The sequence below is a fragment of the Leptospira neocaledonica genome (assembly GCF_002812205.1).
GTDB classification, from domain to species: Bacteria; Spirochaetota; Leptospiria; order Leptospirales; family Leptospiraceae; genus Leptospira_B; species Leptospira_B neocaledonica.
Genome location: NZ_NPEA01000006.1, coordinates 1 through 25,716, shown reverse-complemented (window position 1 = coordinate 25,716; position 25,716 = coordinate 1). Strand labels below are relative to the sequence as shown.

Genomic DNA, 25,716 nt, shown 5'->3' with positions numbered 1-25,716 from the left:
TTTTGCCCGGAAGATCCGCGGTGAAAATTCAGGTCCGAGTAAAACCGAATTCTAAAAAACCCTCCGTGACCAAAGGGGAAGACGGTATTTGGACCGTTGCGGTAAAAGAACCAGCCACCGAAGGTAAGGCCAATGATGCCGTGGTCCGGGCGATTGCGGAAGAATTAGGAATAGCTCCTTCTAAGGTAAAAATTCTCAGGGGAGAAAAGAGTAAGTTAAAACTTCTGGAAGTTTATGATTAAGAATTTTCTGAAATTTTTTTCTACTAAAGTCGGATGTATTATCCTATTTTTCCCGATTCTTCTGATTTGTTTTTCTTCCGAGATCGGTGCATCTGATTATTTCGATACTCTTACTTCTGAAAAAAAACCTATATTAGGAAGTGATAAAGAAGATAAATATTCCTTCAGGCTTCCTCCTTTTGCAAGTATAGAGAATTGGGGGCCTCATTATTCTTTGAATTTTCTGATTCTTTATACATATACGGATTATCCTAAATTTAAGCAGACCAGTTTTTTCCCCTTATTCGATCATCTTTCCGCAAAAGAAAACCAGTCCTATCGTTCTTATTTTTTCCCTTTTTATTATGCTCAACGTGTCCAGGAATCTCAGTCGGATTCGGGAGTTAATATTTCCTTATTCCACTATAATTCGTATGAATCAAGAGGAGAAAAATTTTCCGAGAGTTGGTTATCCTTTCCTTCATTTCTTCCATTGTTCGGTAGAAGTAAAACAATTGAAAGTGGTAAAGAAGAATCATTTTATTTTGCAGTTCCTTTCTTATATTTTCGGAATCGTAATCTTAATGATAACTGGAACCATTTTCTCATTTTTCATTGGGGTGAAGATCGGGAGTCCAATTATGGATCCGTTTTACCTTTAGTGTATTGGGGTTTCGGTAAAAGAAAATTTCATTTTAGCTTTTTCCCGATTTTTTTCTATAATACTGAATACAATAGTTACTCAAATAAAGAAAATTTCCATTTTACGATCTTTCCTTTATTCTCTTATAATTCTTGGGATGGAGGAGAAGAAGGTGCATTTTTCACTCCACTTTTCGGACAAACTTGGAAGGAAAATCCGATGGTTGGGGGAGGAGGGAAGGAAGAAGATAAATTCTCCTATTATCTGCTCTTATTCCTGAATCGAAAATATTCTAATGGAGAATTACAGAATTATAATGCAACTATCCCGATCGTATTTCATCGTAATTGGATGAAGGGTAGCGGAGCAGAAACAAATGTAATACTAATTAGCGGTTGGAGCTCCAACGAAAAGGAGGAATATGACCGTTCTTATTTATTTCCTTTCTGGTTTCATAAGAAAAACGATTATTTATATGTATTGCCCGCTTATTTTGATAATGGAACCGAAAAATTTGGTTTATTTCCGGTCCCCTTTTATCATAAACGTACTGCGACCGAATTTAATTTTTATGCATTAAATTCTTATTATTCTAATGATTGGCAGGGGAACTCTAAGTTTTTGTTTTTCCCTCTGTATTATCATTCGTTTAAGCCGAATGAATCTAAAGTAATCACTCCGATTTCTTATTATTCTTCCGATTCCTCCGAAACAACTACCTTACTTCCTTGGTTTTTATATTACAGAAATAAAGAAAAGGTCGCTTCTCAAAATTATTTGATCAATACGTATCTTTCTTGGGATAATAACGGAGATTTTAAGAGGGCCTTTTTCTTTCCACTTTGGTTTTATAAATCGGGTGAGCATTTTCATTTTTTACCGATATGGGCAAAAGGAAATCAGCCTGGAAAGGAATACACCTGGATCATTCCGATGTTTACGTATTGGGATAAAGATCGGACTTGGGTAGGTCCATTTTATTCCAGGAAAAACGAAGCTGGTGATAGATTTGAAAGGTTGATCGTATTTCCTTTCTGGTATTTTTATAGAGATAACTGGCAAAATAATAAGTCTGAAAGTTATACACTTCTTCCGATTTTCCAATGGAACGATACTTCCGAATATAAAGAACTTATAACTCCACTTTCTTATTCTATAGAATATAAGACCAAAATTGAAAAATATTCACTGGTTACGTTGTATGAAAAATATGATACCGACCAGGAATCCAGAAGAAGAGTTTATCCGATCTATTTCTCCAATACTACAAATGAATATTCCTATTGGAATGTGCTCGGTTTGGCGGGTAGAGGTTTTGATAAGGCCGGAGATACAAAATACAGTTATGCTTTCCCACTCTATTTTTATAAAAGAGATAGCTTCAGGCTCCTGATTCCTTTCTTCTTTCGTCTAGGATATGACGAGAAACATTATACTCATTTTGGAATCTTACATTATTGGAACCGGTCTCCCGAAAAGGACAATACTTGGGTCTGGCCTCTATTATGGTTTTCGAATGTGGATAAGGTCCGTAAGGAGGAATTCTCTACTTGGTTCCCACTCTATTGGAATTGGGACAATCCTCGTAGCAAAGGGAATATCATACTTCCTTTTTACTTAAAATACGAAGAAGCTGATAAAACATTAGAGCTTGTGCTTGCCTATTCTTCTTCCCAGACTCTCGGAAATTTTGCAGCGGGGGGAGGATCTACGGAAAAGGATTATTATTTAGATACGGATGTTTCTCTGTTCTATAATCTATTTAGTGTTTCCACAAGATCGTCTATTTCTAAGGGAACTTTGGAATTTTGGAAATCTAAACATCCAACTGGAGAGATCCCGGTCGAGGCGATTAAAAGAGATGCCTCTGTCGAAAAGAAGGAAGAGGGTGAAGGTTTAAACAAATATAATAGATTAACTAGGGAAAAAGTTCGTTCCTTCTGGGGAGTGAGTGCCTTATTTGGGATTTTCAGTTATGAGCAAGGAGATGACAGAAAGCATATCCGTCTTCTTCCGCTTGCTTGGTATTCCTGGTCCGAAAAGAATTCGGATAAGGTTAATATGCTCGCACCATTTTATTTCTCGAGTAAGATAGGGGATGAGTCTTATTTGGCTGCAGGAGTTGTTTTACCTTTATACGCACGCCAGGATAAAGGGCCAGATTTCCAAGAGGCTTATTTACTTTTCGGTTTTTTAAGAGGAAAGCAGGGAGAAGTAAGAGACTATTCAGTCTTATGGCCAATTACTCGGTTATATTTTTCGCCGGATGCTTGGGGATTTAGGATTTTTCCTTTAGTTGCTCATGATCAGTCCAAAGATTTTTCTAGGACAATTTCCCCATTGTATTATAGAAAACGAATTGTCGAAGGTGGAACTACAACTAGGTCCTTTCATTCATTACTTCTGCCTTTGTTCCATTCCGGTTCCGATTCCAGTCAAAACCAAGATTTGTTCGTAGAAAAGTCTTATAGCCTCTTGCTACCGATTTATTGGACTTATGGATCTAAGGTGCAAACCTTGTCTGGAGAATCTTACGAATCTAAGTTTTATACTTTATTATCTGCTTATTCTAGTAAGAAGGAATTGAATGGAGAAGAATTCTCTTCTCTTCTTACTCCATTTTATTATTATTCTAGATCGAAGAGGGCTTCGGAAACATCGGAACAAGCTACTAAAGTGGACTTTTTGTTTTTTCCGACGATCTACTCTAAGCGAAGTTCTACGGAATCTACACTTTTTGTATTAGGATATTATAGCGAATCTTCTCCATCTGTTTCGAAGGGTAATTTTTTAGGTCTCGTTTCTTCTTCAGCGGAGAAAAATGGAGGGAAAATTTATAGCTCATTCCATATATTTCCTTTTTATTTTTCAGGTTCCGAAAAAGAGGGAGAGAAGATTAACGAATATTATACGACCATACCTATCCTATATCACGGTTATAAAAAAGGAAATCTCTCCGGATGGAATGTATTAGGGCTTTTGAGCGGATCGGGTTCTGATCAGGAGACTTCTTTCGCAATTTATCCTTTTTACTCTAACAAAGAGAAAAATGTACCTAACGTTTATAAAGAAAGAGTTACCTGGGGACTTTTATATTATTCGGATAGATCGGAATTCCAAGATGGAAATTGGAACTCTTTCAATGCGAATCCGTTCGGGATTTTTTCTTCGTCGGGAAGTAAAACATTAGAATCAAGTTCTTCTTTTTATTTTTTACCGATCCCGCTTTTATACACCAATTCAGAAAAACAGAATTCGGAAAACCGAGAATATTTCAAAAGGGATGTGACCTTTCTGAAATTGATCGATTATTCCAAATATGAATCCATTTCTCTCAAAGAAGGTAGCACCGATAAGGTTGTGGATCAATGGAGAGATTTTACGGCATTCTTCCTTTTTTCGAATACATTACATACGGTTAAGGATATCAAAAAGGAAGAAACGACTAGTTCGTATTTTAAGTCTTATCTTTTTCCGATATATAGATTCGAATCGGAGAACGATCCGTTCAAAAAGGAAAAACACTTAAACTTTTTATTAATTACGGATTATAAATCCGGAAATTCAGGTTTAGAAAGATTGGTAATAGGCCCGGCTTTTTATTTCAATAATTCGTATCGTACTGTATATGGTTTGGCACCGCTTGCCTTTACTTGGAAAGAGAATGATACTAGATTATGGTTTTTCTTAGGGGGGTATGCTTATAAAGATAAGGATTTATCACGCTGGGGTTTTGCTGGAATTTTTGATACGTATTACGAATCCGCTTATAAAAGAAGGAATCTGAATCTATTCTTAGGTTTGATCCATACAGAATTGGAAGAGCAAAGAACCAGGATCGCGGTTTTTGGTGGACTACTCGCTGGACTGGAAAGGCGTCCTGATTATTCCGATACGAATTTCTTATGGCTGCGTTGGAAATCTGTTCCAGGCGAGACTCTGGCAAATTTCCTTCCGATCTACTATTATCATTCAGATGCTGCAGGCACTGCTTCTTTAATTCCTCCGGTATTAGGATATTTTTCTTCCGAAAAAGACGGAAGATTCGATATGCTCGGTCTAGGATTATTATATTATCGAAATCAAAAAATTTCCAAAGAGGAAGACCTGATGCTTGTAGGCCCCGGGTTATTCTACTATAAACAATATGGAAATAATATGAATGGTTTACATGCTATGGGAATTTTGGCGGTTCCTGGAATGGGTGGCCTTCTTTGGGATTGGGAATACGAAACTAAGACTAAATATAGTAAATATTCGATTCTAAATTTATTATATAGTCATACGATTACAAAGGATGGAAATGAAATTGATAGGGTGCTTGGGATAAAGTTATAAAAAAAGCCGAGGATTTCTCCCCGGCTTCGGCTTTTCCGAAAGGAAAGAGCAAGCATTACATCATGCCGCCCATTCCTCCCATACCGCCCATTCCACCCATAGGAGGCATTCCGCCACCGTCTTTTTCAGGTTTGTCGGTGATTGTAACTTCTGTAGTTAACAACATTGATCCGATTGAAGCAGCGTTTTGGAGTGCAGAACGAACTACTTTCGCAGGGTCAACGACTCCAGCTTGTAGTAGATCTTCCCAAACCATAGTAAGAGCGTTAAAACCTTCGTTTCCTTTCTTACCTTTTGCTTGCTCAACGATTACGGATCCTTCCAGGCCAGCGTTAGAAGTGATCATACGGATCGGCTCTTCTAATGCGCGGAAGATAATTTTTGCTCCAGTAGCTTCGTCACCTTCTAATTTAAGAGCGGAAACTGCTTCTTGAGCTTTTAGAAGAGTTAATCCACCACCAGGAACGATTCCTTCTTCTACTGCTGCGCGAGTAGCTGAAAGTGCATCTTCCACACGGTGTTTTTTCTCTTTCATTTCTACTTCGGTAGCTGCACCAACATGGATTACTGCAACACCGCCAGCTAATTTAGCTAAGCGCTCTTGGAGTTTTTCACGATCGTACTCAGAAGTAGTATCTTCGATTTGTTTTTTGATCTGACCTACGCGGCCTTGGATATCTTTAGAAGCACCTTGTCCTTCGATGATCGTGGTGTTTTCTTTGTCGACGGTAACTTTTTTAGCACGTCCAAGTTGTTGAACTGTTGCGTTTTCCAGTTTCATTCCGAGGTCTTCGGAAATCACTTGTCCACCGGTAAGAATAGCGATATCTTCCAACATCGATTTACGGCGATCTCCGAATCCAGGAGCCTTAACAGCAACGCAGGAGATAGTTTTACGAAGAGTGTTTACTACGATAGTAGCTAATGCTTCTCCTTCTACTTCTTCTGCGATGATAACTAAAGGTCTTCCTGCTTGAGCAACTTTTTCCAATACAGGAAGAAGGTCTCTCATAGAGGAGATCTTTTTATCATAGATCAGAATATAAGGATCACTTAAAGTAGCGATCATAGCTTCCGGATCGGTTACCATGTATGGAGAAACGTATCCGCGGTCGAATTGCATACCTTCCACCACGTCTAAAGTGGTTTCGATAGATTTTGCTTCTTCTACAGTGATAACTCCGTCTTTTCCGACTTTGTCCATAGCATCTGCGATCAGATTTCCTATATCCTTGTCGTTGTTTGCGGAGATAGTCGCAACGTTAGCGATATCTTTTTTGTTTTCGATCTTAACTGAACGTTTTTTGATACTTTCTACTGCAGCATTAACCGCTTTGTCGATACCGTGTTTAAGTGCCATTGGGTTTGCACCTGCGGTAACGTTTTTCAATCCTTCGTTAACGATAGATTGAGCAAGAATAGTAGCAGTGGTAGTTCCGTCTCCAGCAACGTCATTCGTCTTTGTGGAAACTTCTTTTACCATCTGAGCACCCATGTTCTCGATGGAATCTTCTAGTTCGATTTCTTTTGCTACGGTAACTCCGTCCTTAGTGATGGTAGGAGATCCGAATTTTTTGTCGATTACTACGTTTCTTCCCTTAGGACCAAGGGTAACTTTTACAGCGTTCGCTAGTTTGTTGACGCCTTCTAAAAGTTTACGTCTAGCTGTTTCATCATACTCGATAATTTTTGCCATTTTTATTTCCTCAGCCTATTACTTTTTCACGATGGCAAGAATGTCGCTTTCGCGGATGATTAAGTATTCTTTACCTTCGGATTTAATTTCAGTTCCGGAATATTTGCCGTATAGAACGACATCACCAGCTTTAACTTCTAGTGGTATAAGCTTTCCGTCTTCATAACGTCCGCTTCCTACTTCAACAACCTTTCCCTCTTGCGGTTTTTCTTTAGCCGTATCAGGAACGAAGATGCTGCCGATCTTTTCTTCAGCGTCTTGTTTAGGCTCGACCAAAACTCGGTCACCTAGCGGTTTAATCGCCATGACTTTCTCCTTTTAGCACTTGAAATAAATGAGTGCTTGAATATAAATTCCAGGAAATCCGAAACAGGGGTAGGCGGTCAAGCACTTTCACTCAAAGAGTGCCAAAATATTCGTCAAAATCCGGAATAAGACCCGAATTTTTCATTTCCCGTTTTCAGTGGGAAGAAGTCTAAGAGCGAATCGAGAGAAGCAGAGTAAGTAGGATCATTTGTTATCTGAGAAAAATTTAATCAGAGTCCGGGAGGGGAATCGAAAACCGGTTCTGGATGAAGGAGAGTGTATTTTCTATTGGATCCGAGCGAATCGAAGGTTGGCCTGGAATCATTCTTTGGATTATTCAATCCACCTAGCTAAAAAATTTAAGAAACCATTGGTAATCTTTGAATCGGTGATGATGGATTTCGAGTGGAGTTCTCCCAGGCTCCATCAATTTCTTTTAGAAGGAATTTGTGATACGTCTGCCGATGCGGAAAAATCAGGATTTGTCTATTGGCCTTTTGTAGAAACAAAAGAGCATTCACTTTCCGAGATAATTCCAAACATTTTAGAAAAAGCTTCTATTGTGATTACGGATGATTTTCCCTGTTTTTTTCTTCCGGAACATGCGGAGAAACTTGCAGAGAGACTAAATTGTAAACTTCTTCTCGTGGATTCAAATTCTATTACTCCTCTGGCTTCTTACGAAAAATCTTTCGGGTATGCAAGGGTCTTGAGGCCAAAACTTCATGATAGATTCGTAGAATCATACGTGTGTAGATCGAATCCAAAACCTAATTCGAAAGGAATTCCAAATTCTAATACTTTAAAAAAGCCTAATTTTCTATTTTCCGGAAAGAAAGAAGACATTTCTTCGTATTTACAAAGGATGAGTTCCAAGTTTCCGGAAATACTTCCTGTTCCTGGTAGATTGGGAGGAAGGAAAGAAAGTTTAAAACTTTTTAAAAAATTCCTGAAGGAAGGACTTCCTTTTTATTCGGAAGAGAGAAGTGAACCAAGACCACCGGAAAGGATCAAATCTTCTTATCTATCTCCTTATTTACATTTTGGGATGATATCCGTAGAAGAAATTGTCACATCGGTCTTGGAATCGGATCCTAAGATCACCTGGAGCCCCGATATCTTAAATCATTCTTATAGAGGAAAGAACGAAGGTTTTTTTCATCCGAGCCCAAATATAAATTCTTTTTTAGATGAACTTCTAACATGGAGAGAACTGGGATATCTTTTGTTTTATAAGGACCCTAGTTTCAGAAAAGATCTCTCTATTCTTCCGAATTGGGCCAGACTTTCCTTGGAAGCTCATAGAGGTGATAAGAGGGAATACATTTATACTAAGGAAGAATTTGAGAAGGCATTGACTCACGATCCAATCTGGAACGCTGCGCAGAAAGAATTAGTTCTTACAGGGACGATCCAAAATTATCTTAGAATGCTTTGGGGCAAAAAAGTAATAGAATGGTCTCCGTCTCCGGAAGAAGCGTTTCGTACATTAGAAGATTTGAATCATAAATATGCATATGATGGTAGGGATCCGAATTCTTATACGGGAATTTTATGGTGTTTTGGGGCATTCGACCGACCTTGGTCCCCGGAAAGAGCAGTATTCGGAAATATCCGTTATATGTCCTCGGATTCAACTTCCAAAAAATTCAAACTAAAACCGTATCTGGAGTATATCCGGTCTCTGGAAGGAATGTCGGAACTCCCGTTTTTTAAATAACGGCTGTTATTATAAAGAAAAGAGAAGTTGTTGCGGATTCTTTTTCCCTGCCGTATCATGTAGTTCCGGAGGGACAAAGATGACTGAAAACAAAAAATACGAAACCCTACAGGAATTCTGGCCATTCTACCTAAGAGAACATTCAAACAAAATGAACCGGATATTCCATTTTATAGGAACCACATGTGCGTTAGTGTTCATTCTTTCTGCAATCTTCTATCTAAACGCTTGGTACTTGCTGGGAGCATTATTTAGCGGATACTTTTTTGCATGGATTGGACATTTCTTCTTAGAAAAAAACCGTCCTGCCACATTTACGTACCCTTTCAAATCTTTTGTAAGTGATTGGAGAATGTATTTTTGTACGATTACCGGTCAGCTAGGTAAAGAGTTACAAAAAGCGGGAGTAAAATAGTCTTTCGTTAACGCGAAGTCGCAAGGTTTTCTTTTTTAAGGATCAAAACGTTACCTGCGATTTCGCATTTCTTGCCTACCTCATTTGGGGGATACTTCTCCAATTCTGAAAACAAAATACATCGACTTCGTTTATTAATTACACGTCATAAATTATTATCGTCTGACGTTTTTTCCTTTCTCAATCCAAGATCAATCGATACATATGCTCATTCTTAGAACGAAGAGAGGTTCTCTCATTGGATCACGTTCTTCCCGCCGCCAAAGAATTAGCAAAGAATGTAGACACCTTGTGGGTGATTATTGCCTCCGCTCTTGTCTTTTTTATGCAAGCCGGTTTTTTACTATTAGAATCCGGATTAGTTCGTTCCAAAAATTCGATCAATGTTGCGATCAAAAATTTACTCGATTATGTAGTAGGAACCATCTGCTTCTTTCTAATCGGCTACGGTTTGATGTATGGCACCAGTTTGGAAGGCTGGGTCGGTAAAGATCTATTTCTTTTAGAAGGTTTGAATACTGGAAAAGAATTCGCATTCTTTCTTTTCCAAGTTACCTTTATGGGTACGGCGGCAACGATTGTTTCCGGTGCGGTTGCGGAAAGGATTCGATTCCAAGCATATTTAGTTTGTTCCATTTTTGTTTCTCTGCTGATCTATCCTGTATTCGGGCATTGGGCTTGGGGAGGCGGTTGGCTTTCCAAATCCGGCTTTCATGATTTTGCCGGAAGTTCGGTCGTACATTCCGTTGGCGCTTGGGTTTCTCTTGCAGGTGTAATCGTGCTTGGGCCCAGAAAGGATCGTTTCGATTCCGAAGGAAAACCTAGGGAATTATACGGTCATAATCTTCCCTTTTCCGTATTAGGAACTTTTATTTTATGGTTCGGTTGGTTCGGATTTAATGGGGGAAGTACTCTTTCTTTAACGGATGCTGTTCCAAAAATTATAGTCAATACTAGCCTTGCTGCTTGTGCAGGCTGTAGTTCTGCGATCATATTCGATTATATTACCAAAGGTGTTCCGCATGTAGGAGGTGCGATTAACGGAGTTCTCGCTGGATTAGTAGCAATTACTGCAGGTTGTGACGTTGTGAGTCCGGGTTCTTCTTTGCTAATAGGACTTATCGCCGGGGTCCTTGCTGAGATTGCAGTCTGGATCATGGAAAATTTATTAAAGTTAGATGATGTAGTGAGCGCATTTCCTGTCCATGGGGTCGGCGGGATTTGGGGAACACTTGCGGTAAGTATATTTGCCCAAGAAGAAGTGTTACGTAGCTGGAATCAATGGCAGGCTCAACTTGTGGGAGTGGCAGTTTGTGCGGTCTGGTCTTTTAGTATGGGATTAATTTTATTTTTCTTAATGAAGTTTACTATATCCATTCGGGTGACTTCGGAAGAAGAAGACAGAGGATTAAACGAATCGGAACACGGTGCTAAAACCGTTTGGTTGGATTTGATGAATGCAATGAAATACGTCGCAGATTCCAAGGACCTGAGAAAGAGAATAGAAGTGGATCCCGGTGTTGAATCGGGAGCGGTTGCAGAATTATTCAATCGTTTACTTTTGAGTTTAACGCAAATCATAGGAGTTGTAAAAGAAAACTCCGATAAGATCGAAAATGAATCCGGACTATTAGAAAATTCGACTTTAGCTATCACGAAAGAGATCGAAAAACAGAAGAAAAGAACAGTATTGGTCCGAGAAACTTCCGACTTACTTGAATCCTCATTAAAGGCAGTTTTGGATTTGGTGAGAGAGGAGAGGAGAAGGTCTTCTGAAATGAGAAGAATGTCCGAAGAAATGTCCCAAGGAATGAGGGAATTACAGACCGACATTTTGACTTCCGGACAGATCAGCGATTCTATACAATCCATTGCGTTCACCGGCGAAAGAACTCTGGAAAAAACTGTAAAAAGTATGCAAGGACTGAACGGTTCCGCGAAGAAGGTAGAAGAGCTTGTGGGAATTCTGCAAAAAATAGCAGAACAACTCGGGATGTTATCTATCAATGCATCCATCGAATCTGCAAGAGGAGGGGATAAGGGATTTGCAGTGGTCGCAGAACAGATTTCAGTACTTTCCGAAAAAACGGCATCTAACGCGAAACAAGCGACTAAATATCTAAAGGAAATTTGGGAAACCGTTAACGGATCCTTGCAGTCTTTAGCTGAGACAGTCGATTCCTTTAAGGCGATTTTAACGCAGATCCCGGAACTTTCAAAAACAATGAAGGGTGCTTTCGATTCAGTTCGGGATTATTCTTCCAGATCGGAAGATTTGGAAACTTCCATCCAAGGCGTGGCATATATGAGCGAATCCGTAGCTGGAGATATGGAAAAACGTTATTCCGAATTGAATAAAATGAGGGATTTTTTCTGTGAAATTGAAGACGGTGCTGTTCGGATCGGTTCCTTGCTCGAGGATCTCCAGAAGATGAGCCTTATGTTAAGCGGTCAAACGATTCGAATGCACCGAGTTGTGGATATTTTTCAAATCGGACCTAAGATTAGTTAATAATGTAATCGGTTAATACAGAATGAATCCGACATGCCGTTATCAGAAATAGAAGGTTTAAACTTCTATAATCTTAGATCCTTAATTTCTGATTCATCAAGCTCCGACTGCAACCACAGTTACTAACTTTTCTCTTCCTTTAACCTGGATAGGAGGAAGAGTTTCTCCTATAAAATTTGCTCCCGCAAGTTTCCAGGTTTCTTCAGAAACTAAAAGTTCTTTTCCGAAGTTTTTAGTGAGAGATTCTATTCTGGAAGCGGTATTCACTGCGTCCCCTATCACTGTGAATTCTGAACTTTTACTTGTTTCTATATTTCCGGAGAATACTTCTCCTGTATGAATTCCTATCCCGATCCTTACGGGTTCTAGTCCTTTGGATTCTCTTACTTTATTGAATTCTCCCAATTTTTCCAACATTCTTTGTCCACTTTGTAGCGCACGAATCGCGTCAGAGGCAGGATCTGCAGAAGGATACGGTGTGCCGAATGTGGCCATAACCGCGTCTCCGATATATTTGTCTAAGGTGCCACCGAATTCAAAAACACAATCAGTTAATGTTTCTCTAATAGAGGAAAGGAATTTGCTTAACTCCAACGGATCCATATTTTCAGAAAGAGTGGTGAAGTTACGGATGTCGGTAAATAATATGGTGGCAGTTTGTCTTCTTCCTTCCAATACGTTTGGATTGGTCATCATTTCTTCCACCATTCCAGGGGAGAAGTAACGGGATAGTAGGGATCTTTGTGCTTCTCCTTCTCCGATGCGCCGGATCATGATAAGAGTTCTTAAGATCCCGAAAGAAAAGAAAAATGCCAAGATCAGATAGACCATTGGCCTTCCGAATAATGCATCTGTGACCAAAACATTCGGTCCCATTACATAATCTCCCCAATCTTTAGCGAACACCATCTTATCGTATAGGAGGGCATAGGAGAAGATCCCGAAATAAACCAGATAGAATAAGATTACACTTAAAACCACGTATCTTAATCTGAATTGGATCAATGAAAACGCGAGAGGGAAAAATAGAAAATTCATGATCGGATTTTTAATCGCGAATCCAAGATCGAAAGAATTTTGGTGAAGAGTATAATACAATAATAAAGAACTAATTACAAAGAAGTCTGAGACCAATGCAAGATAGGAGAAACCTTTGATTGCCCAATGAGTGCAGGTTCGTATCACATATGTATGCCCGATCGTAACTGCAGTAAAAATTGAAAATGCGATCCCATTTACGAGTGCATCTCCACTTTTCCAGTTCAGAGCCAACTGAGCTGCAAAAAATAGAAGAAGAAGATATCGAAAGGCATTAGATACGTATGCGCCTATAATTTCTTCGTTTTCTAAAACCTTACGGACTGAATCGTCCATTTTACTACGATCCGTTATTTCTAAAATATTACAAAGAAACTTTGGTAGATAATCTCTTATAGGCATAGCTTCCGAAAATACTCCTTTCCATTTTTGGTTCAATCGTTTCTTATTGTTTTCGACTGACTCGGAGAATAAAAGGAACATCATAATTTCTAAATAAGAACCGAATCAGTGGAACTTTTATACAAAACCAAGATCAATCCGAACCTTGGATAGAACAGGATGGAAGAATGAATCATAGAGTTGCAATCGTTGCAGGCGGGACTGGACTCGTCGGTGGAGAACTTGTACAGGAATTATTGATAGACCCGTCTTGGGACAAGGTTTACCTTCTCGTCAGAAAACCTTTAGAATGGACACATTCCAAATTGGAATTGATTCTTACCGATTGGGAAAAACTTCCCGAGTTTCCACAAGGTATAACGGATGCTTTCTGCACTTTGGGTACTACGATAGGCAAGGCAGGTTCTAAAGAAAATTTTAAAAAAGTGGATCTGGAGTATCCGGCTCGTTTTGCGAAAGCTTCCAAGGAAAATGGTGTAAAATCTTTTTTTATTGTGACCGCACTCGGAGCAGATTCAAACTCTTTTGCTTTTTATAATCAGGTAAAAGGAGAAGTAGAAACAGAAATTTCTAAACTTGGTTTTGAAACTTTTGGGATTTTTAGGCCTTCTCTTTTGGAAGGAGATCGAAAGGAATTCAGGTTAGCGGAGAAGATCGGGTCTAAACTTGCTTTTTTGATCAATCCTCTGCTTTTAGGTCCCCTGAAAAAATACAGATCTATTCATGCAAAGACGGTTGCTAAATCCATGTTAAATTTAGCTTGGTCCGCTCAAAAAGGAAAAAAGATCATAGAATCGGATAAGATTCAGGTTTTAGGATCTTCTTCTGCTAGAGCGAATTTACATTCTATTCTTTGATTCTCACACGCAGAGGCACCAAGTCACAGAGTGAGTGATTTTAAGGTGCTGTTGGAGTTCCTACATCGTATATGTCTCAGTGTCTCTGTGTGATAAAAATTAAGCCAATATTACTTCCTTCTTATTTTGAATTCTAATTTTATTATATTCTAATAGGGCCGAGCTATCTAGATTATAAGAATGGATCAAAGTTTCTCTCTGGACCTTCGCTTCTCCATCTAACTTTCTCAACCCTCGCTCTAAAATTACTCCGACGATGACCCTGGTCGCAGATTCGACTAATTCGAAAGCCACCTCGTCCTTAGACAGGCCGTTTTCCAATGAAGTATAAATTGTATGAGACTCTTCTAATTTTTTGCGGTTTTCTATAAGTTCTCTGGAAGGAGAGATATTGGACATTTCTTCGTCTAGATATTGTCGTAAGATCCCTTTTGAACCGAGTCCTGTGACAATTCCCCCGATGGCTGCCACAACCTGTAATTGTGTGGTTCCTTCGTAAATATTGGTGATTCTTACATCTCTATAGATCCTGGAAATATCGTAATCATACGTGTATCCGGCTCCTCCATGGATTTGTAGAGCGTCGAATGCGATCTTGTTTGCCTGTTCCGTAATATAATATTTGGATAATGGAGTGAATAGGTTTGCGAGTTTTTCCCATTTTTTGATACTTTCGTCCTTTTTGATCTCTCTTTCATCGATTGCATTCTCTTTCATTTTTTCTGATTTCCAATGATAGAGATCTATGGATCTGGAGGCCTCTTGTAGAATAGAACGCATCGCCAGGATTTCTCTGTCCATGAAATCCAGCATCTTTTTCACTGCAGGAATATTTCTGATCTTCTTGCCGAATTGTTCTCTCTCATCTGCGTATTTTTTGGCTTCGTAATAAGCTGCGGCTCCGATTCCCATTGCTTGTCCTGCGATAGAAAGTCTTGCGCCGTTCATCATTGCCATGGAATATTTTACGAGTCCGTAACCTTCTTCCCCGATTAATAAGCCTGGAGTGTTTTCATAGACTACTTCGCAAGTGGGAGAACAATGTAGCCCCATTTTCTTTTCTATACCTGCGATCTCTACGTCTTCACTTTTGACTAAGAAGAAGGAAAGTCCTCTTGCTCCGCTTGTCGGACTTCCTGTCCTTGCTAATGTAAGAATGATGGAAGGTTTGTCATCGAAGCCGCAACCGTGAGTGATAAATCTTTTTGCTCCTGTAATTCTCCAGACTCCATCTTCTCCTTTGATTGCTTTCGTTTGTAAATTGGGGAGGTCGGATCCGTAATTCGGTTCGGTGAGAGCCATGGCTCCGCAGAGTTCTCCGGCCGCCATTTTAGGAACGTAAGTCTCTACCATCTCTTCGGAGCCGAATCTTTCGATAGTCTCCGCAAGATTCATACAACCTATTGCGATGGCAACTGAGCCGTCCGCTCTGGAAAATATTTCCATAAGCATTGCTTGAACTGTGCAGGGTAGTCCTAATCCTCCGTGTTTACGTCCGATGGAATAGGGAAGGATTCCTGCCTCCTTGACCTGATTGACCGCGCTTATCATTTCTTTAGGAAAGCGGACTTTACCTTTTTCGTATATTAAACCTTCTGCATCCATTTTTTGAGCGAAAGGAGCCACTTCTTTTCCGGCAATCTCTCCCGCGGATTCCAAGACGGATCTGTAAAACTCGATCGCTTCTCCTTTACTTCCCGGGGCTAAAGCGAATTCTTCTTTTCCGGTTTTTTCATATTCTTTTTTGTCGGAAAAACCCTGTTCGAATGCTTCTACTATCTCTTCCCAGTCTATTAAGGAATCGAAATGTTGTTTTAGGTCTTCGTTTTCCAGGAAATAATTATTTTCAATCATGAGGATGCTCCGTTGGAGAATGAACTTTTGTTCAGTGTGATAACGTTTCTTAAGGAAGCCTTAATTTATGATTTGTATCTGGAAAGGTAAAAATAGGAGGATGTACCCTTTTTTGGAAATGAACACTATTCGGTTCTCCGCGCAGAGAACACGGAGGTGAAAAGCGCTAAAGAGAAAAGGTATAAAAAAAGCCGCCGGTTTAACCCGACGGCTTTCGGCTTTCAGCAAAGCAGGAAAAAGAAGGATTACTTCTTGTCTCCAGCAACTGCAGCTTTCAATTTTTCTTCTGCATCAACAGCCAATTTTTGCAATTCAGCTGGGTTTGCGTGAAGAATCGGAGAAAGACCTGGAACACCTGGAGGGCCAAGAACTCCAACAGTAGCTACGAAAGAACCTTTAACTTCGCCTACTTTGTAAGTAGTGAAGGTAATTCTGTATAAACCGCGAACTAAAAGTTTTTTAGTGTCGATGTTTTTCAGTTCATCCAAGCTTTTTGGAATATTAGGAATTTGGATACGAAGTAAAGAGTTATACTTGTTGTGACGCTCTTCATTGTAAGTATCGTCTCCATCATCATTGTCGCCAAGATTTTGAAGTGCTTTTCCTTTAGCTGCTCCTTCGATTTGGTTCGGCATAATAGCTGCTAAGCGCTCTACGCGAATCCAAGTATCGAACCAGTTTGGCATGCTTTTTTCTTCTGGAGTTGCAGCTTTGAAAGCCTCACTCACGAAGTCGCCGCTAGATGGCTCACCGATTTCTCCGGTAGGGGAAATTAAGCGAACGCCTAGTTCAACGATAGCTGCTGGAACCCAAATATAAAGGAAATATGATTTCTTTCCGTTTACTACTGCGTCAGCGGCTTGTCCTGGTTTGATGTATCCCCAATAGTTCACAGTTTCAGAATAAGGTGCGAAAAGCTTCTTAACTCCTACTCCTGGAATGTCTTGCTCTCCGACCGAGAAATTACTTTGTAGGCCGGGGAGTCCACCGATACAAGCAGCAAAGCTGACCAGTATAGCGGTGGAGATTATAAGGATCGAAGATTTTTTCATTCGAGAGATCTCCTTGGTATGGATTGCTCAAGATAGAGAAGAGATTCCTTTTTGTAAATCTAATTAATAAATTTTTGTTTCCTGATCCCTTTTGGCGGTGCAAAAATCTAAAAAAATGGGATTTCGAATATTCGATTGGGTTTTATGTTCCGGAGTAGCAATAGTTAAGCGAAATCATATAACGGGTTCCATTTGGAGAGTAAAAAAATTTCCAGGTCTCCCGAATGGAAACGTTTCGATTTAGGTAGGGTTTATTCTTAGGATTAGTTTTTGAAAAGCCAGGCCCAGAACCATTCCCAAAGATCCAAAAGCCAGGCAAATAATCTACCAAGGATCCCAGTGTGGGAATATCTTCTTAATAGCTTTTGAGCCCTTTCCTGTTCTTCCGGGGTAAACGGTAGCCGCACATTGTTTTCTTCGGCTTCGATCAGAACTCTTTCTTTTTTACTTCTTACATCTACGATTCGTACATCTACATATTCCCAGCCCAGAAGTTTCACACATTCCAGGCGTCTTTCGCCGGAGACTAATTTATTGTCCAGGTCGATAATGATCGGATGCAAAAGCCCTAAGTTTTGTATGGAAGATTTTAGGCCGTGTAGGTCACCTAAATCTTTACGAATGCGGTTCTTTACCTTAATATCGGAGACCCGAATTTTCATCTAAGAAATGCTTTTTTCACCGTATAAATCCTACAAACCAATTTCAGAAGTTTTGACTAAATTTCCGTCCGAACCCCCATAGTATTGGAAAAGGTTGGGGCGGATTCACTTGACAGTGACGACTTGCATAGGTTTATAGTTTTAGGCGGGGAAGATTCTCCCCTCAGAAATAATTTTAACAGGAATTACAATCGAATGTCCCTTCAAGACTTCATCTTTACCTCGGAATCCGTATCGGAAGGACATCCGGACAAGGTTTGCGATCAAATCTCCGATGCAATTTTGGACGCTTATTTAGCTCAGGATCCTAGATCCAGGGTAGCTTGTGAGACTTTAGTGACTACCAACTTGGTAGTAGTTGCCGGAGAAGTAACCAGCAAGGGAAAAATCGACGCAGTAGAGATCGCAAGAAACGTAATCAAGGATATCGGTTACAATGATGTTTCTCTTGGATTCGATGCGGAGTTTGCCGTAGTTTCTTCCCATATTCATGCTCAAAGTCCTGATATTTCTCAAGGTGTTACTGAGGGAGAAGGTCTTTTTAAAGAGCAAGGAGCCGGAGACCAAGGTTTGATGTTTGGTTTCGCGATCGACGAAACTCCTGAACTTATGCCTATGCCGATTTACTATTCCCACGAATTAGTAAGACATTTATCCGGTCTTCGTCATGACGGAAAATTGAAATGGCTTCGTCCGGATGCTAAGTCTCAGGTAACTGTTGAATATAAAAATGGGAAACCATCTCGTGTGGATACCGTAGTTATCTCTACTCAGCATGCTCCTGAAGTTTCTCATAAACAGATCGAAGAATCTGTAATTGAAGAATGTATTAAGAAGGTAATCCCAGCCAACTTCTTAAAAGATACGAAATATTTTATTAACCCAACTGGACAGTTCATCATCGGTGGTCCCCATGGGGATACCGGTCTGACCGGACGTAAGATCATCGTGGATACCTATGGTGGATACGGAAGACATGGTGGTGGAGCATTCTCCGGAAAAGATCCTTCCAAAGTGGACCGTTCCGCAGCTTATATGGGCAGATATATCGCTAAAAATATAGTGGCAGCAGGACTTGCATCTCAGTGCGAAGTTCAGTTGGCATATGCGATCGGTGTTGCAGAGCCTGTTTCGGTTCACGTTGACACTTTCGGAACAGGTAAACTTTCCGAAGAAGAAATCGTTAAAAGAATTAAAGCAAACTTCAAACTGACTCCAAGAGGGATCACTGAGTCCTTACAATTATTGGAGAAAGGAAGAAAATATAGGGAAACCGCTGCTTACGGACATTTCGGAAGAAGTGGAGAAACATTTACCTGGGAAAGAACTGATAAAGCGGGAGCATTGAAAGGTTAATGGGAGCAGTATCCGCATCTAGCGCAGATCAAAAAGCAACCAGAGACGGTTACGGAGACGCATTGCACGAATTAGGTGCAAGTCGTCCCGATATCGTAGTACTAGACGCGGATCTTTCCGGTTCTACTAAAACCAATAAATTCGCAAAAGCATTTCCGGATCGTTTTTTCAACGTAGGAGTTGCTGAGCAGAATTTAGTGGGACATGCAGCCGGACTCGCTCTTTCTGGCTACGTGCCATTCGCTTCTTCTTTCGCGATGTTTTTATCCGGAAGAGCCTGGGAAGTCGTGCGTAATAGTGTAGTTTATCCTTTCTTAAACGTAAAATTAGTCGCTTCTCATGGCGGAATTACTGTAGGTGAGGACGGAGCTTCTCACCAATGTATCGAAGATTTTGCCACTATGAGAGCCATTCCTGAAATGGTGGTGATCTGCCCTTCCGATTATAATGAGACTAAGCAGATCATCCATGCAATCGCAGATTATAAGGGACCTGTTTATGTAAGAGTAGGTCGTCCGAATCTTCCATTGATCGAAAGAGAAAATTATAAATTCGAGATTGGAAAAGCGGAGGTGATGAGAGAAGGTAAAGACGTTCTTATCATCGCAAACGGAGTTCTGGTAAATGAAGCAATGATCGCGGTAAAAGAACTGGAAGCAGAAGGCATCCAGGCCACTCTTTTAAACATGGCGACCATCAAACCTATCGATAAAGAAGCTATATTAAAATATGCTAAACTTTGCGGTGCAGTCGTCACTTGCGAAGAGCATAATGTGATCGGCGGACTCGGTTCCGCGGTTAGTGAGTTCTTATCAGAAGAGCATCCTGTGCGCGTTCTGAAACTAGGAATGAAAGACAGTTTCGGTAAATCCGGAACTTGGTCCGGGCTTCTGGATTATTTCGGTCTTAGATCCAAAAACATAGTGGAACTAGCAAAAAAAGCAGTCCAATCCAAATAACAAACAAACCCGGTGTTTTCGCCGGGTATAAGTTTTTCGTGCCATGCCTAACTCACCCTCGATAGAAGAAACCACCACAGAAGATCCGGTGCAAATCGGGGGACCCTGGAGAGTGGTTTTATGGGATGATAATGAACATACTTACGAATACGTAATCATGATGCTTATCGATGTTTGTAAAATGACTCCAGAACAAGCGTTCAGTCACGCTGTAGAAGTAGATGCCCAAAAGAAAACTGTAGTTTTCGCAGGCGAACTCGAACACGCAGAACATATCCAAGATCTAATTTTAAATTACGGGCCGGATCCACTTCTTCCGGCTTCCAAAGGCTCCATGAGTGCGACGCTCGAAGGGTGAGCCACAGAGGTAAAAGAGGCACAGGGGCAGTCTCACACAGAGGCACTGAGCCACGGAGTTGTTTCTTAGTTTATTAAACTAAAGAAATCTCTTTGTGTCTTCGTGGCTCTGTGTGGAAAAATCTTAGCGACTCTATTAACCTCTGAATCTCTTACTTCTTCTTAACTAGAATCTTTCTTTCGATTTCGAAAATTTTCTCAGGAAGTTTTTCCTTACCATGTTTTTTCTTATCGTTTTCCTTTAAGAATAGATCCGCTCCGAATTTTTCGAAGGCATCGTTTGCCTTGATATTTTTCAGACCGATGAACTGAAGATGAACTTCTCCTGCAGGAATTCCGAATTCTGTTCCTCTATCTTTTACAGAAAGAACTCTGGTGATCGCAGTCACAGTGTCCCCGCTGAAAGAAGGTTGTGTATGATATCCTTCGGTGAATCCAAGATCCCAAATGACATTCTCAGTCACATCTCTGGAAGAAAGTCCGCATAACCATGCAAATACGAGTCCTCCGTAAACGACTGGTTCTCCACCCATTGGCCCGGAAATTCCGGAAGAGTAAAGTTTATCGTAATGAAGTGGGTGAGTATTTCCTACTCTGTAGGTCCAAGGGAAATGTTCGTCGGTGATTGTTCTTCCGTTTTGATGGATATAAATCTGGCCGGCAGAGAAATTTTCGAAATAGGTATCTGTCCAAGTAGAGGTCTCGAAACCTTTCGGGAATTTTAACTCTGGAAGTTCTATAACCGGACTATCTGTCTCAGGGAAGAAAGCGTCTTTGATCACAGGTTTCGGAGTCCCTTTAGGTTTTCCGTTAGAATGATAGATCATGATCTTTCTTTCGTATTGAAGTACTAGTTCCCGATTTTGGTTCAAACAGAGAGTACGAACATGAACGATTCCCGGTTTATCCGCGCCCTTATCATCTATTTTGATAATTTTGGTTTTAGCGGAAAGGGTATCCCCAGGATACACAGGTTTCAAGAATTGAACGTCGTAATATCCAAGATTCGCCAATGCTTTTTCGGAATCGTTTTGAACTCCGAGAGAAAGTGCCACGTTGAACACCATCAAAGGAGAAACTAGTAAATCCTTAAATCCATGAGCTTGTGCGTAAGGAGCGGAAAGATAAAGTGGGTTTGCTTCCATAAAAGTGGTGGCAAACTCTTGAGCAAAAGAACGATCGATGGTCAGTTCTCTCGGATGTTCGAAAATTGCACCTTCTGTAAATTCTTCCAGATATCTACCGTAAATACCCCGTTTTACGGTCCCGGTTTCCACCGGAGTTTTAGGACCTAGTTCCGCGAAGGGGGAAGTAGGGATTTTAGCCATTGTGAGAACTCCTGCTTCGTTTTTAGTTTCTTCCAGGATTTTGAGATCCGCCGGCCGGAAAAGGCTTTTTCGCCTTTAGTACGTCCCGAAATACCCGTCTAGTTGGGTTCTGGATCCAAAACGAAACTCGGAAATTTGGATTTCTTGTTTGGAAAGCCCTGGATTATTATCCTTCTCCCCAAACATATGATTCCAGGTATTTACATAAAGAATAGGAAGTGAGTTCCTATTTTCCAGAAGGGAAGAAGAAAGTATTCTATCCTTATGAATAACCGGGTCCTCTTGAAAGATCTGATCTCCTGAGTAGACATTCTTCAGATCCAATTGGAAAGTTTTACCATCAGGTTCCAGTCGAACCAAAAAGGTTTCAATATCGTAGGTCCTACCATAACGGATCCTTCTATAGATTCTATAGAAAAAATCCTTCCAAGTACTTGGATGGATCTCGTCCCGAAATACTAGACTAATTTCCCATTCAAATCCAATAGGAGTGATATTTGCCTTACAATAGATCCCTACAAGGTCGTTCCCTGTCTGTACATCTATCTCAGGTTGGGCTAATACAAAAAGATCCGACTTGGGGCAGATCCCTTCCATGGTTTGGAATACAGGTAAGGGTGGACTAGTACAGCCAATATAAAGAAAGAATATCGGGATAAGAAAATAAGATTTCATATGAATAGGTCGGGATGGGGGAATTCGAATCAGTTTTTCAATCTTGTCAAGATGGAAAATAGGTGCTTTTCCATTCGGGAAGAGAAAGACTGGAGCCGATGAGTCCAGCAGTTCTATTCCGAGAATTTCCCCAAATCGCACTTTCCGTCCAAAAGGAGAAGGTGAGAGAAAAGATACAAAACTCCAAAAAAGTTTTGGAAGAAGTTGTAAAGAAGAAGGATGTAAATTACGAGTCCGTAATACGACCTCTAAACGATTCTATGGAGGAATTGCAGGAGGAATTTACTGTACTTTCTCACCTAAATAGTGTTAAAAATAGCGAAGAAACCCAAGAGCATTATACCGAGATACTTCCTGAGATTACCGAATTTTATACGGAGTTAGGACAAAACGAAAAATTATTCAAATTATACTCTCAAATTTACGAAAAGGAAAAATCCTCATTAGACAGACCTAAAAACAAGGTCTTAGAAGATGCGATCCTTCAATTCAAACTGGGAGGAGTAGGTCTCGCCGAGGATAAAAAAAATCGTCTGCAAGAAATACAACTTAGGTTATCCGATCTTTCCAACCAATTCTCCCAAAATCTTTTGGATTCTACTAATTCTTTCGAGATGAAAATCGAATCAGAAGAAGATGTAAAAGAGATTCCTGAATCGGACAAGGCATTGTACAGAAATGAGGATGGAACTTATTCATTCACTCTTCAGTTTCCGAGTTATAATTGTTATATGACTTACGGAAGCAATCGTTCCAAAAGAGAAGAATTGTACAAGGCGTACGTAACTCGTGCCCCAGATAACGGCAAAATTTTAGAAGAGATCCTAGCTTTAAGAGATGAATCCGCTAAATTGCTCGGATATAAAAATTATGCAGAATCTTCTCTAGCAACAAAGGTGGCGGATTCTCCAGAACAAGTCTTGGACTTCCTGCAAAGAATCGGAACGTTAGCCAAGCCGGTAGCGGAGAAGGAAATTTCAGAACTCAAAAAATTTGCAGAATCCGTTCATATTCCCGATTTCCAAGCATTCGACAGCGCTTATGTTTCCGAGAAGTTAAAGAAAAAAAATTACGATTTTGACGAAGAACAGACCCGTCCTTATTTCGAAAAAAATACAGTCGTAAAAGGGACCTTCTCCTTTTTGGAAAAACTTTTAGGATTAAAATTCGAAAAGACGAATGCTCCGGTCTGGGATCCTAAAACCGAAGTGTATCATGTAAAAAACGGTTCTGAAATTATCGCAAGGTTGTATTTGGATCTGGAGGCGAGAAAGGACAAACAGGGCGGTGCCTGGATGAACCATTGGGAAACCCGTAATAAACTTCCTAACAAAACGATCCTTCCGTCTGCATTCGTGATTTGTAATTTTCCTCCGTCTAAGGATTCCGCGCCTTCTCTTTTAAATCATTCCGATGTAGTCACTTTTTTTCATGAGATGGGACATGCTCTTCATCATCTATGCGCAAAAATTGAAGAACCTCCTGTAAGCGGGATAAACGGTGTGGAATGGGACGCGGTAGAATTTCCTTCCCAGTTTTTGGAAAATTTCGCTTATGAGCCGGAAGTGCTGGATTTTTTTGCATTCCATTATGAAACCGGAAAGCCTATCCCTAAGGAACTTGCACAAAAGTTAAAAGATACAAAGAACTTTTTGGCTGCTATGGGAGTGGTTCGACAGTTAGAATTCGGAATTTTTGATATAAGGATCCATCTCCAAAAATATTCGGAAGAACAAGTGCAAAATATTTTGGATACTGTTCGAAAAGAAGTGAGTGTTCTTTTTCCTCCGGAATATAACAAGTTCCAGAATGGATTTGGGCATATCTTTTCTGGAGGATATGCTGCGGGGTATTATAGTTATAAATGGGCGGAACTTTTGGCTGCGGATGCGTTTTTTGCGTTTAGATCCAAAGGAATTTTTGATCAGGACCTGGCAGTAAAATACAGAACTGAGGTCTTGGAAAAAGGAGGCTCCGAAAACGCAATGGTGTTATTCAAACGTTTTCTAGGACGAGATCCGGAGCCGGACGCTCTATTAAAACTCTATGATTTAGTAGCTTAAAGAAACTTTAAGAAAGTTTTTTGCGGAAGCTTTGGAGCAATTGTTCCGTGCCGGAAAGCAACAGTTCTACCTGGTCGGAATCGATATTATAGACTACGTTCGTCTTTAAAGAGTCTTTAAAGGCATTTGCATCTATCGTTTTCTGATCGTAACTATCCTTTAAAAAATTGTACCATCCGGCTAGGATCACTTTTAAGTGAGGAAGTTCTTTGATTGGGACCGAAATGACTTTCTCTGCTTCCATAAAGACACCTGCAGGTTAATTTGCGAACCGAACCAGTCAACCAGATTTTTTGAAACTAGGTTTGAACTGAATTTTTCTCATAGGAAACGCAGCGCACAAAATTAGATCCAATCTATTTGCGGAGTCTTTTTAAAGCTTTCATCACGACTGACTTTGGTTTGTCTACTTTTGCTGCATTCGGATTCTGCATCATCATATCCAGATATGCTTGTAATCCTGGAATTTCTAAAAGTGGATTCGGAGAGATCCAATCTGCGATATGATCGTTTATGATCTGAAAGGTGGCGAACGCGGAACAGTCCGCAGCGGTAATTTCTTTGCCGGCAATATATGGAGAAAATTTCACGACCCTGGAAAGTGCTTTTGCTCCTTTTTGGATGGAGAGTCTTGTTAGTTCCACAGTTTCGGGAGAGATCGTTTTGCCTTCAACAATCGATTCATACAATCTGCGAGCCGGAATATCTATATAATTTTCGATGAAGGATATAATCGTTCTAACTTCGGCGGCTTCGAATGGATCCGCTGGGATCAAACGTTTGCTATTCGGATAAGCGTCGTCTAAAAATTCAATGATCGCTTGGGATTCTACCAGGTATTTTCCATCCACTTCAAGATATGGAATTTTTCCCATTGGGCTTTTTTGTAGGAACTCCTCGTCTTGGGAGAAGGGTGTGCGAATTTCTTCGAACTCCAAACCTTTTTCTAAAAGTGCCAATTTGACCTTATTCGTATAATTGCTGATCGGATATCCGTATAATTTTATCATAAGAGCCTAGGATCATCCAAATACAAGTAGTATGGTAAAGTCTTTTTCATGGATTCGATAAGAAAGAATAGGAACTTGTATGGATTTTCAATTTCTACTTTCCTGAAAGGAAATCTAAATCTAAAATTGGCAGCGATAAAAAACACTTTTACTCTTTCGAAAAGGAATCTTATAGATCATGAAAAAAACAGCATTAATTACCGGAGCCAGCGTAGGTATCGGTTACGAAATTTCTAAATTGGCCGCAAAAGA

Annotated in this window: 20 protein-coding genes; 10 read left to right on the top strand and 10 right to left on the bottom strand. The window is 40.2% G+C overall.

Annotated features, from left to right (window positions below; genetic code table 11):
- Positions 1–20: 20 nt before the first annotated feature.
- Positions 21–242 (top strand): DUF167 domain-containing protein, encoded by a 222-nt coding sequence (locus CH365_RS11350; protein WP_208861204.1) that lies wholly within the window; start codon positions 21–23, stop codon positions 240–242.
- Complete coding sequence (locus tag CH365_RS11345; RefSeq protein WP_244283149.1) at positions 235–5,202, top strand: LA_1737 family protein; 4,968 nt, start codon at positions 235–237, stop codon at positions 5,200–5,202. The genes CH365_RS11350 and CH365_RS11345 overlap by 8 nt, the downstream gene beginning before the upstream one ends.
- Before the next feature lie 55 nt (positions 5,203–5,257).
- Here CH365_RS11345 and groL read toward each other — a convergent pair whose 3' ends face one another.
- Both groL and groES read right to left on the bottom strand, forming a co-directional pair.
- Entirely contained in the window at positions 5,258–6,898 is a 1,641-nt protein-coding gene (gene groL, locus CH365_RS11340) for a chaperonin GroEL (RefSeq protein WP_100768699.1), read from the bottom strand.
- Positions 6,899–6,916: 18 nt separating this feature from the next.
- Positions 6,917–7,204 carry a co-chaperone GroES gene (gene groES / locus CH365_RS11335; protein ID WP_100707090.1) on the bottom strand — a complete coding sequence of 96 codons (288 nt, stop codon included), beginning with the start codon at positions 7,202–7,204 and terminating at the stop codon, positions 6,917–6,919.
- A 208-nt stretch (positions 7,205–7,412) separates the two neighbouring features.
- On the opposite strand from groES, the gene CH365_RS11330 reads away from it, so the two are divergent.
- The 3 genes from CH365_RS11330 to amt all read left to right on the top strand — a co-directional run bounded on the left by CH365_RS11330 (position 7,413) and on the right by amt (position 11,851).
- Positions 7,413–8,924: a cryptochrome/DNA photolyase family protein gene (locus CH365_RS11330; RefSeq protein WP_100768698.1), complete on the top strand. Its 1,512-nt coding sequence runs from the start codon at positions 7,413–7,415 to the stop codon at positions 8,922–8,924.
- 79 nt (positions 8,925–9,003) lie between these two features.
- Entirely contained in the window at positions 9,004–9,339 is a 336-nt protein-coding gene (locus tag CH365_RS11325) for an Mpo1-like protein (protein ID WP_100768697.1), read from the top strand.
- A gap of 238 nt (positions 9,340–9,577) precedes the next feature.
- Positions 9,578–11,851, top strand: coding sequence for an ammonium transporter (gene amt, locus CH365_RS11320; protein WP_100768696.1), 2,274 nt, complete (start codon positions 9,578–9,580; stop codon positions 11,849–11,851).
- Positions 11,852–11,947: 96 nt separating this feature from the next.
- Here amt and CH365_RS11315 read toward each other — a convergent pair whose 3' ends face one another.
- Complete coding sequence (locus CH365_RS11315; protein WP_244283148.1) at positions 11,948–13,375, bottom strand: adenylate/guanylate cyclase domain-containing protein; 1,428 nt, start codon at positions 13,373–13,375, stop codon at positions 11,948–11,950.
- Positions 13,376–13,458: 83 nt separating this feature from the next.
- On the opposite strand from CH365_RS11315, the gene CH365_RS11310 reads away from it, so the two are divergent.
- A complete protein-coding gene (locus CH365_RS11310) occupies positions 13,459–14,148 on the top strand; it encodes an oxidoreductase (protein ID WP_100768695.1) in 690 nt (229 codons plus the stop codon).
- Positions 14,149–14,247: 99 nt separating this feature from the next.
- Here CH365_RS11310 and CH365_RS11305 read toward each other — a convergent pair whose 3' ends face one another.
- From CH365_RS11305 to CH365_RS11295, 3 genes are all read right to left on the bottom strand, one after another.
- Positions 14,248–16,002, bottom strand: coding sequence for an acyl-CoA dehydrogenase family protein (locus CH365_RS11305; RefSeq protein WP_100768694.1), 1,755 nt, complete (start codon positions 16,000–16,002; stop codon positions 14,248–14,250).
- Positions 16,003–16,247: 245 nt separating this feature from the next.
- Entirely contained in the window at positions 16,248–17,054 is an 807-nt protein-coding gene (lipL32, locus tag CH365_RS11300) for a major surface lipoprotein LipL32 (RefSeq protein ID WP_100768693.1), read from the bottom strand.
- Between the two features lie 263 nt (positions 17,055–17,317).
- On the bottom strand, positions 17,318–17,716 hold the full coding sequence (locus CH365_RS11295) for a ParB N-terminal domain-containing protein (RefSeq protein ID WP_100768692.1): 399 nt from the start codon (positions 17,714–17,716) through the stop codon (positions 17,318–17,320).
- Positions 17,717–17,911: 195 nt separating this feature from the next.
- Between CH365_RS11295 and metK the strand changes: the two genes are divergently transcribed.
- The 3 genes from metK to CH365_RS11280 are packed head-to-tail and all read left to right on the top strand — an operon-like array spanning position 17,912 to position 20,389.
- The gene (gene metK / locus CH365_RS11290; protein ID WP_100768691.1) at positions 17,912–19,072 is read left to right on the top strand and encodes a methionine adenosyltransferase; all 1,161 of its coding nucleotides are present in this window, start codon (positions 17,912–17,914) and stop codon (positions 19,070–19,072) included.
- On the top strand, positions 19,072–20,031 hold the full coding sequence (locus CH365_RS11285; protein ID WP_100768690.1) for a transketolase family protein: 960 nt from the start codon (positions 19,072–19,074) through the stop codon (positions 20,029–20,031). Before metK ends, CH365_RS11285 begins: the two co-directional genes overlap by 1 nt.
- A gap of 43 nt (positions 20,032–20,074) precedes the next feature.
- The gene (locus CH365_RS11280) at positions 20,075–20,389 is read left to right on the top strand and encodes an ATP-dependent Clp protease adaptor ClpS (RefSeq protein ID WP_100768689.1); all 315 of its coding nucleotides are present in this window, start codon (positions 20,075–20,077) and stop codon (positions 20,387–20,389) included.
- A 151-nt stretch (positions 20,390–20,540) separates the two neighbouring features.
- Here CH365_RS11280 and CH365_RS11275 read toward each other — a convergent pair whose 3' ends face one another.
- Both CH365_RS11275 and lsa23 read right to left on the bottom strand, forming a co-directional pair.
- A complete protein-coding gene (locus CH365_RS11275; RefSeq protein ID WP_100768688.1) occupies positions 20,541–21,716 on the bottom strand; it encodes a MaoC family dehydratase in 1,176 nt (391 codons plus the stop codon).
- 75 nt (positions 21,717–21,791) lie between these two features.
- Positions 21,792–22,391: a surface adhesion protein Lsa23 gene (lsa23, locus tag CH365_RS11270; protein WP_100768687.1), complete on the bottom strand. Its 600-nt coding sequence runs from the start codon at positions 22,389–22,391 to the stop codon at positions 21,792–21,794.
- Positions 22,392–22,489: 98 nt separating this feature from the next.
- Here lsa23 and CH365_RS11265 point away from each other — a divergent pair, with 98 nt between their 5' ends.
- On the top strand, positions 22,490–24,454 hold the full coding sequence (locus tag CH365_RS11265; RefSeq protein WP_425268553.1) for a M3 family metallopeptidase: 1,965 nt from the start codon (positions 22,490–22,492) through the stop codon (positions 24,452–24,454).
- Positions 24,455–24,461: 7 nt separating this feature from the next.
- Here CH365_RS11265 and CH365_RS11260 read toward each other — a convergent pair whose 3' ends face one another.
- Positions 24,462–24,698 carry a hypothetical protein gene (locus tag CH365_RS11260; protein ID WP_086446559.1) on the bottom strand — a complete coding sequence of 79 codons (237 nt, stop codon included), beginning with the start codon at positions 24,696–24,698 and terminating at the stop codon, positions 24,462–24,464.
- A 112-nt stretch (positions 24,699–24,810) separates the two neighbouring features.
- Positions 24,811–25,464 carry a glutathione S-transferase family protein gene (locus tag CH365_RS11255; protein WP_100768685.1) on the bottom strand — a complete coding sequence of 218 codons (654 nt, stop codon included), beginning with the start codon at positions 25,462–25,464 and terminating at the stop codon, positions 24,811–24,813.
- Positions 25,465–25,716: the final 252 nt, after the last annotated feature.